Origin of the sequence: Spirosoma sp. (genome assembly GCF_048594605.1) — a bacterium.
Taxonomy (GTDB): Bacteria; Bacteroidota; Bacteroidia; order Cytophagales; family Spirosomataceae; genus Spirosoma.
The window spans coordinates 1-7,513 of the sequence record NZ_JBMDWV010000041.1 but is presented as its reverse complement, the minus strand read 5'-3'; the positions used below and the strand labels follow the sequence as shown (position 1 = coordinate 7,513).

The window sequence follows — 7,513 nt, the reverse complement described above, 5'->3', positions numbered from 1 at the left end:
CGAATGTCGACGATATTGATGTCGTAGAATTTCTTCCAGCCCGGATTTTGACGGTCATACAGCCGCATGTAGTTGGCCGACAGATTTGTTACGTTGATTTCCAGCTGATTGTCTCCCCTCCTGAGCCGGTTGGGCGGAATGGTCAGTTGAAACGGTATGCACCAAGCCGTTCCAAGTGGTTGACCGTTGAGCCGTACGTCGGCTACTTCCCGTACGTCGCCCAGATCAAGCGTGTGAGTCTGACTGAGGTCTGTTTTTGCTGAAACATTGAACGTAGTAACGTAACGAGCCTGACCCGAAAAATACGAAGCTGAATCGCCGAGTGTGGTCCAGGAGGCTAACGACGACAGCGAATGCGTGGTTGAAAGCGCTGGTTTCCCTTTTATAAACTGAAGTGTCCACGGTTCGTTTAACTGAATCGTTGCATCCTCTGAACGCGGCTGCTTGGCTGAGGTACCCAACGCTGATTTTGAGACGTTTATAAAACACGATTGCCCCGGCTCAAGCTGCAGAAAAACTTCGTTCTTTCCGGTTTTCGTGGTACGTTGTGCCAATCCCACATATTGATCCGTCAGTGGATTGTAGCGAGTAACATTGCCTTGTGCTGAGAGCGTCACCCAACCTTCCCGAAACCGATTCGCCAGATTGGTTATGAAATACTGGGTTGTATCGGCGATGCGTTTCCGGATGAACGACAATCCCATGGGAGCCAATTGCTCAGAACGGACGCCTATGCTATCGAGGGTTTTAAATACGTTCTGGCTTATCCGGACTGAGTGTAACTGACGTAGCGCTTTCCCGCGTTGCTGCACAGTTGTCGAACGAGACCGATGCTGAAAATAACCGGTGGCCTGCTGTGGCAGCTGATCGGCAAAAACGACCCGAACCCCTTGCCGGGCCAGTTTTTCAATCTGCACCAGGGTTGTTTCTGGCAGATACGTAGTACGAGGAATCAGCAGGACACGATACGTAGCAGAACCACTTTTAAGCTGTCCCTGTTTGTCGACCGTTACGTTTCGCAGCAGGTCATCCGATACGTAATCAAACGAATACCCCCGTTGTAAAAGCTGCTCGCCAAGCTGCCCAAACGGCAACTTCAGCAGCCAACGCTCCACATGATGTACTTCCAGTTGATGAATGCCTCCCGCTGATTTAGCGGGTGTTGCCCACAGATCATGAACAGGAAAATAAACCAGTACGTCATTATCGGCCTGGCTCTGTTGCAGACGGCTCTGGCAGCGTGCTACGTATTGATTCAGCAGCAACACGTGCGGCCAGAAATGTGAGGTTGGACCGTAGTGCGTCGACGCATAAAACAGCCAGCCCGGATACGTTTCCGCTGCCGGTGAATACGTAGTGCCGTGATAGAAAATGTGATTGATCCCCGCCGTAAACAACTCATCTACCTGCGGTTTTATCTGCGAGAGGGATACATGAAAATGATTCGCCAGCCACGTAGTGGTCTCCGAACTGACCAGCGGTTTTCCGGTCAGGTTGGCGGCTGATGAAGCAAATTTCATGGCTAGTGGATGCGGGGTTCCAAAGCGCTCTACATCGTAATGGTCGTCAACGCGCAGGCCGGGAATTGGAAACCGGCTACTGCCAAACGACTCTGTTTCAGGGATATCGGCAAGTGTATACAAATCCAGTAGATTTCCCGGCGAACCGTGCGCCTGATTCCGGGTTTTGTATCCTTTTGTTCGTGCCCAACCGGTCCAGGTAGCCGTAAAGCCATCGTGTAGTAATTCGGACAACGTCTGGTGGAAATCCTGTTTTACGAGAATCCCGGCTTCGGTTCCTGTTGTATCTAAAAATGCGGTCAACTGACTGTTCAGGTCGTATTTTCGCCGTTTCCTAAACTCATCCGCAAACGTAGCCGACCAGTTTGCTCCGTACACCTCATATGAATCGTTGTAAACCGCTCTGGGCTTCTGCGGCAGTCGGGCCAGTGTTGAGTCAAAGCGTGTAAGGTATTGGCGGACAGCCGTTTTATCAAAATAATCGACAACCAGTCCGGCGCCCCCCGGAGCGGCTCTTTTAACCTGCTGTTTCGTTAACGTGGCCGTTAGTTTTCCGTCGACAACTTTCCATTGTTTAGCCGCAATCTCCGGCGTTACGTTCGGCCCGCCAAAGGGCCAGCCCGTTCCCGTCGTCAGGTCTACGCCCAATCCTAACCGATTCGCTTCCCGCACTGTATGCGAAAATACGTTCAGCCATCGATCGCTCAGAAACGGGATAAACTGCGTTTCGTAGCCACGAACGCCATAAATGGGTATGATGTGTACACCACCCAGGCCAACGCTGGCAAATTGCTCCAGCTGACGGGAAATATCGGCTTCGTTCACAGCGCTTCCCATCCACCACCAGTACGTCCATGGGCGACTGGTTTGCAAACGCGACTGAGCTTTGCCCAACGTAGCGAAAGCCAGTATAAACAACAGAATCAGGTTTTTTTTTAACACAGGTAATTCAATTCGGTCTGTACGTACTAAATAAAGCAGCTTTTGTTTTTACTTTTACCCACCTATTCACTGAATTCATTTAGTCTGTATGCATCGTTTACGCTTCACCTTAGCCATTGCTTTTCTTTCGTTTACTACTACGTTATCGGGACTAGCCCAAAGCACGCCAGGCACTACGTCCAAAAAATCAGGGAACCCAATTTTTCCCGGTTGGTATGCTGATCCCGAAGGCGTTATTTTTGGTAAACAGTACTGGGTTTACCCGACCTACTCAGCTCCTTATAATCAACAGGTGTTTTTCGATGCGTTTTCATCGCCAGACCTGGTCAATTGGACAAAGCACAGCCGCATTTTAGACTCAACAGCCATCAAGTGGGCAAAACGCGCTATGTGGGCGCCGGCTATCATCGAAAAAGGCGGTAAATATTTTCTGTTTTTCGGAGCCAATGACGTACACGAAGGCGAAATTGGAGGCATTGGTGTTGCCGTAGCCGATAACCCGGCCGGGCCGTTCCGCGATCATCTGGGCAAGCCGTTGGTCGGACAGATTCACAATGGTGCGCAGCCGATAGATCAATACGTTTTCAAGGATAAAGACGGTAAATATTACCTCATTTATGGCGGGTGGGGACACTGCAACATTGCCCAGCTAAAAGACGATTTTACAGGATTTATCCCGTTTGCTGATGGTACTACATATCGCGAAATAACCCCGAAGAACTACGTTGAAGGCCCCATTATGTTTATTCGGAACGGTACGTATTATTTCATGTGGTCGGAAGGCGGCTGGACGGGCCCAAATTATTCTGTCGCCTACGCTACATCGTCATCGCCGTTTGGTCCGTTTGAGCGTGTCGGTAAAATTCTTCAGCAAGACCCTACCGTTGCCAGAGGTGCGGGTCATCACTCGGTGATTCAGATTCCGGGCAAAGAGGAATGGTATATTATTTACCACCGCCGTCCACTCACCGAAACCGACGGCAACCATCGCGAAACCTGTATCGACCGAATGTTTTTCGACGAGAAAGGGGCCATCAAGCCGGTTAAAATCACCAAAGAAGGCGTTGAAGCGCGTAAGCTAAACTAATAATCAGCAGCACATTTGACGTACTTAGCTTAACTCACTAATTCGCTTATGCTTCCTAAATGGGTAAAAATACTGTTTCTCGTCTGTTTAGCAGTCGGGACGATAATCCTTTTCCTTCTTTACCTGGATGTCACCTCAGCAGCGTTTAGTATAGGTTTCAACTTTGTACTGATGTTCTGGTTCACCATCCTCGAATCCCAAATCAACCCAAGTTTAAAATCAGCCTATTTTGCTCCCTTCCCTCTTGAAAAACAGTGAAAATTGTATAAGATGCTGGGCGTGGAATGGTACCGGGCTATTTTAATAAAAAGTGGCTGGGAAAAGATCAGGCAGCAGCAGACGCCTATTAAAAAAAGCGTTGAACGTTTTGAAGCCTACGAGCGGGCAACCCGCGTGTCCGAAGTTGGCCATATCCTTATAGGAGCGATTGTTTTACTCGTTACCGGCTACGTTATCACTGCTTATTCAGTCCTGGACGCTATATGGTTAATTCTGTCCAACCTATTTTTAAATGTTTATCCTGTTTTATTACAACGGTATACTCGCCCAAGGCTGCTACGTATGATTGAAAAATTCAGGCCAGCACATGCCAGCAGCCCTTATCAATAATCGAAATTAGCCCTTTACGGCTGTAAACGCCTGAAAGCGGTACAGATGGCCGAACAGCCTAATCAGGTAAAACACAAAACGATCAGCCCAGAATCTCACGGTATGATTCTGGGCTGATCGTTTTGTGACTATTTCAACTGCAGTTTAAGCAACCACTGACAAAGAACCCTGGGTTGGAAAGGGCGTCCGGGGCGGAGGTAAGATACTTGCTCTCAGCTTCTTGTGATAAAAGACATACGAACCAAAACCCAGCGCGATAAACACCAGCATTGGCGACCAATCGCCGATAGTTTTACCACTATTCGCGACGGAATACGTAGCACCCAGCAGATCGAAGATGAGACCGGCATAGGCCCACTCTTTAATACGTGGAAAACCCGGAACCAGAATAGCCAACACACCGAGTAATTTGGCCCAGCCCAGAAACGGAATCAGATAAACCGGCATTCCCATTTCCTTGAAGCCCTGAACAGCCATCGGCACAACCATAATATCGGGAATGGCCGAACCCAGCATCACAAAGGCGAACAGACCCGTTAATACCCAGTACGCGATTTTTGTCTTTTTCATGGCCGTAGGTTTTACGTTTACAGAAGTAAGTTGTGTCATGTAGTCCTTGTTGTTTAATTGACTAACTGAACAAATTTACCAGCTAACAACGACTTCGGCGGGGGGTAAAAACGCCAATAATCGGGTGGTTTGCGACATTCTTTTCGGGTCATCCATAACTCGTCTGGCTACTTCTGATCGGGATGATAAATCCATCGCCCCTGTATCTTACATAAGCGGGAAAAGGAAATTACGCCCGATTGATCAGCCTGAAGTTTACCGATTATTTCTTCGGGGTGGCCCGACCTAAAAGTGCTGTAATCTTTTTCCGCGTGGCGGGCGTTTCTTTCAGCGAAAGAGATTTCCGGAAATGGGCCAGGGCACTGATTGTGTCTTTTTTGGCCACAAAGTAGTCGCCATACGAGTCATAAGCGTTGTAGCTGGCTGGGTAATTCGCCACATTGAGTTTGAACAAACTTTCGGCTTTTTTAAACTTCTTCTGGGATACCATATAAGAACCCAGTTCATTGACCAGACTTTCCGGGGGCTTCACCGCATAGCCCAACTGCCTGCTTGCAGTCGTAAAATGGGTGGTTAGTTTATCGACTAACCCGGCATTGTCTTCCTCATAGTCCTGGTCAGTCAGCTTGAGTGAGTACGCATCAAAAAGGAAGTGGAGCGCGTCGTATGCTGCGATGAGCGGCACCGAGCTATGGTCATCGAGACCGTAGTATTTCCCCTGGTAGCGTAAGCCGGTTTGTCGATTGGCCTTGAGTAAACGATCCAGGGCTAAGATGGAGCGAATGTGTTTGGTAGCGCCACTCGTATCCGCCTGAACCCGTAAGGTGTCCATCCTGGATTCCATCGTATTGGCGATACCCATAAACAGGGCTTTCCCCGCGTACTTCTGGCTAGCTATAACCTGCTTGGCGGTCATGAGCAACTTTTGATCATCCCACCACATACTCGGGTCGATGGCCACGTAGGCGTTGAACAGGTTTGGGTGATGGATAAGCGTGTTGATGACCAGCAGCCCACCCAGCGAATGCCCGATGAAGACTTTGTAAGGCTCGGTGGGATACAATGAGTCAATACGGGGAATTAGTTCGCCTTCGATGAAGGCGGTGAATTTCTCCCCTCCGCCTGAGTTTTTCCGTCTTGTACTGTCAGCCGCTGATGGAATCATTTCGCCCCCTGGCGTGGGGGTCAGATCCCGAAGCCGGTTGGTATTGGCAATCCCCACCACGATCATCTCCGGGTAAATCGTATTGCCATTGACGCTACTGAGTTGTTCAATCATGCCCACCACCGACGAAAAGTGACTGGTTCCATCCAGTAAATAAACCACCGGGTACCGTCGTTTGGCATACACTCCATTTTGGTAGCTATCGGGGAGATGCACCCAGATTTTACGTTTCTCGTTGAGGGTTTTTGAGAAGAGGCTGTCGATGTGGCCAATAACGATGTTGTTGCTTTGGGCTTTTGCCAAATAGGATAAGGTAACAAACACCGATAATAGAATTGGATTCCAGAGCGTGATTTTCATAGCTGCACAAAGAGTGGTGAAACAGGCATGCTGACGAATCGTTACGTGAGTTTATTGATACCAGGCTTTTAGGGGTTGGAACGCAGGAATTTTAGTTGTGTTATTGTTAACTCTTGCTCGACATGTGTAAGTGCATAAAAAATGCAAGAACTACAATCAGCGCTTGATTTCCTAGCGATCATTCGAAGGGCGAAAAGCTACTGCCTTGCATTGGCTACGAACTCCCTTCCGGAAATTTTTCACTGCCTAGCTGTGCTGGATAAGTGGCCCTAAGCCAGCTGGCGCAGCCGTCCAGGTGGACGCCATACAGGATCCAGGTGGCTGAATTGCTTCGGTGTGCGATGATTTTTTGTGCTGCCGGGACGTCCGAGGTCCCGATGCTGCAAGTGGATTTTGACGGGTACTTAGTTAAAAACCTACATCAGCCTGATAAAACCCCTTACTGCACCAGTAACTGGTAGGCACTCAAACCCTCGGCATTCGTTGCGGTCAACCGGACGGTATAGTTTCCGGCATTAATCATAGTGCCCGTTGAGGTAGTCAGTGCATTCCATTTGCCGGGGCGAGTGGGCGTAAATTCAACGGCTTCAGTTTTAATCAGCGTGCCATCTGCCAGCAGGAGTTCGAGCTTGCCCAGCAGCGGTTTGGCCGTCGGGTTGGCGTAGCGAACGGTGAGCGCATACGTATCGGCAACGCCCGTCGAAATGGTCCACTCTACGGCATCACCCGCGGCTTTTTTGAACGTAGCAACCGAGCGGTCGTTGCGGGTTTCCTTGACTATACCGGAACCTACCAACCGCATCGCATTTGCCGCATACGTCGTTGTAGGTTTGAGATCATAGGCGGGTTCAATGGTGCTGATGGATGTCGCCATGACGGTGTACGGGCTAGCGGTGCACGTAGTAGTCAGACCATTCCGGCCAAGCGTTACGGTAGCGCCTTTGGAAAACCGTTTACGGTATACCTCAAAAACAGTCCCCTGACTATTCTCAAACCTTGTTTTTGTATCCTCGTACGCTGCTATCCAGGTTGGTTTCTGGGTGATACGTGCGTCTAAGCCGATAAATACGTCTGCATCGGCCGAAACCGTGAACGTCGGTAATTTTCCTGATTCTGTCCCTGACCACTGCTTTGGGCCGCGAATCCACTCGGCACCATAGAGATTCGACGGTAACGAACGGAAGGCTGTTTTGTCGTCGGCATATTGTTTGGTCCCCGTATCCAGCCATGTTTGCACCGACCACTCATTCGTTTTGCCAG

The 7,513-nt window shown here is 49.5% G+C and carries 6 protein-coding genes; 2 read left to right on the top strand and 4 right to left on the bottom strand.

Annotation, left to right across the window (positions count from 1 at the left end; all coding sequences use genetic code 11):
• Positions 1-2,462 (bottom strand): glycosyl hydrolase (locus ACOJS8_RS02345; protein WP_420146920.1); only part of this gene is annotated, 2,462 nt, incomplete at its 3' end.
• An 88-nt stretch (positions 2,463-2,550) separates the two neighbouring features.
• Here ACOJS8_RS02345 and ACOJS8_RS02340 point away from each other — a divergent pair.
• Together ACOJS8_RS02340 and ACOJS8_RS02335 are read left to right on the top strand one after the other, a co-directional pair.
• Complete coding sequence (locus ACOJS8_RS02340; protein ID WP_420146919.1) at positions 2,551-3,549, top strand: glycoside hydrolase family 43 protein; 999 nt, start codon at positions 2,551-2,553, stop codon at positions 3,547-3,549.
• 270 nt (positions 3,550-3,819) lie between these two features.
• The gene (locus ACOJS8_RS02335) at positions 3,820-4,158 is read left to right on the top strand and encodes a hypothetical protein (protein ID WP_420146918.1); all 339 of its coding nucleotides are present in this window, start codon (positions 3,820-3,822) and stop codon (positions 4,156-4,158) included.
• A 144-nt stretch (positions 4,159-4,302) separates the two neighbouring features.
• On the opposite strand, the gene ACOJS8_RS02330 is transcribed toward ACOJS8_RS02335, so the two are convergent.
• The 3 genes from ACOJS8_RS02330 to ACOJS8_RS02320 form a co-directional block, all read right to left on the bottom strand.
• Entirely contained in the window at positions 4,303-4,728 is a 426-nt protein-coding gene (locus ACOJS8_RS02330; RefSeq protein ID WP_420146917.1) for a DoxX family protein, read from the bottom strand.
• Positions 4,729-4,990: 262 nt separating this feature from the next.
• The gene (locus ACOJS8_RS02325; RefSeq protein WP_420146916.1) at positions 4,991-6,253 is read right to left on the bottom strand and encodes an alpha/beta hydrolase-fold protein; all 1,263 of its coding nucleotides are present in this window, start codon (positions 6,251-6,253) and stop codon (positions 4,991-4,993) included.
• 439 nt (positions 6,254-6,692) lie between these two features.
• On the bottom strand, positions 6,693-7,513 hold an 821-nt coding region (locus ACOJS8_RS02320; RefSeq protein WP_420146915.1), incomplete at its 5' end, for a hypothetical protein.

What these genes read in the sequence shown, in the direction of transcription:
- ACOJS8_RS02340 (WP_420146919.1), top strand. Translation starts at nt 2,551, where the DNA reads ATGCATCGTTTACGCTTCACCTTAGCCATTGCTTTTCTTTCGTTTACT.
- ACOJS8_RS02335 (WP_420146918.1), top strand. Translation starts at nt 3,820, where the DNA reads ATGCTGGGCGTGGAATGGTACCGGGCTATTTTAATAAAAAGTGGCTGG.
- ACOJS8_RS02330 (WP_420146917.1), bottom strand. Translation starts at nt 4,728, where the DNA reads ATGAAAAAGACAAAAATCGCGTACTGGGTATTAACGGGTCTGTTCGCC.
- ACOJS8_RS02325 (WP_420146916.1), bottom strand. Translation starts at nt 6,253, where the DNA reads ATGAAAATCACGCTCTGGAATCCAATTCTATTATCGGTGTTTGTTACC.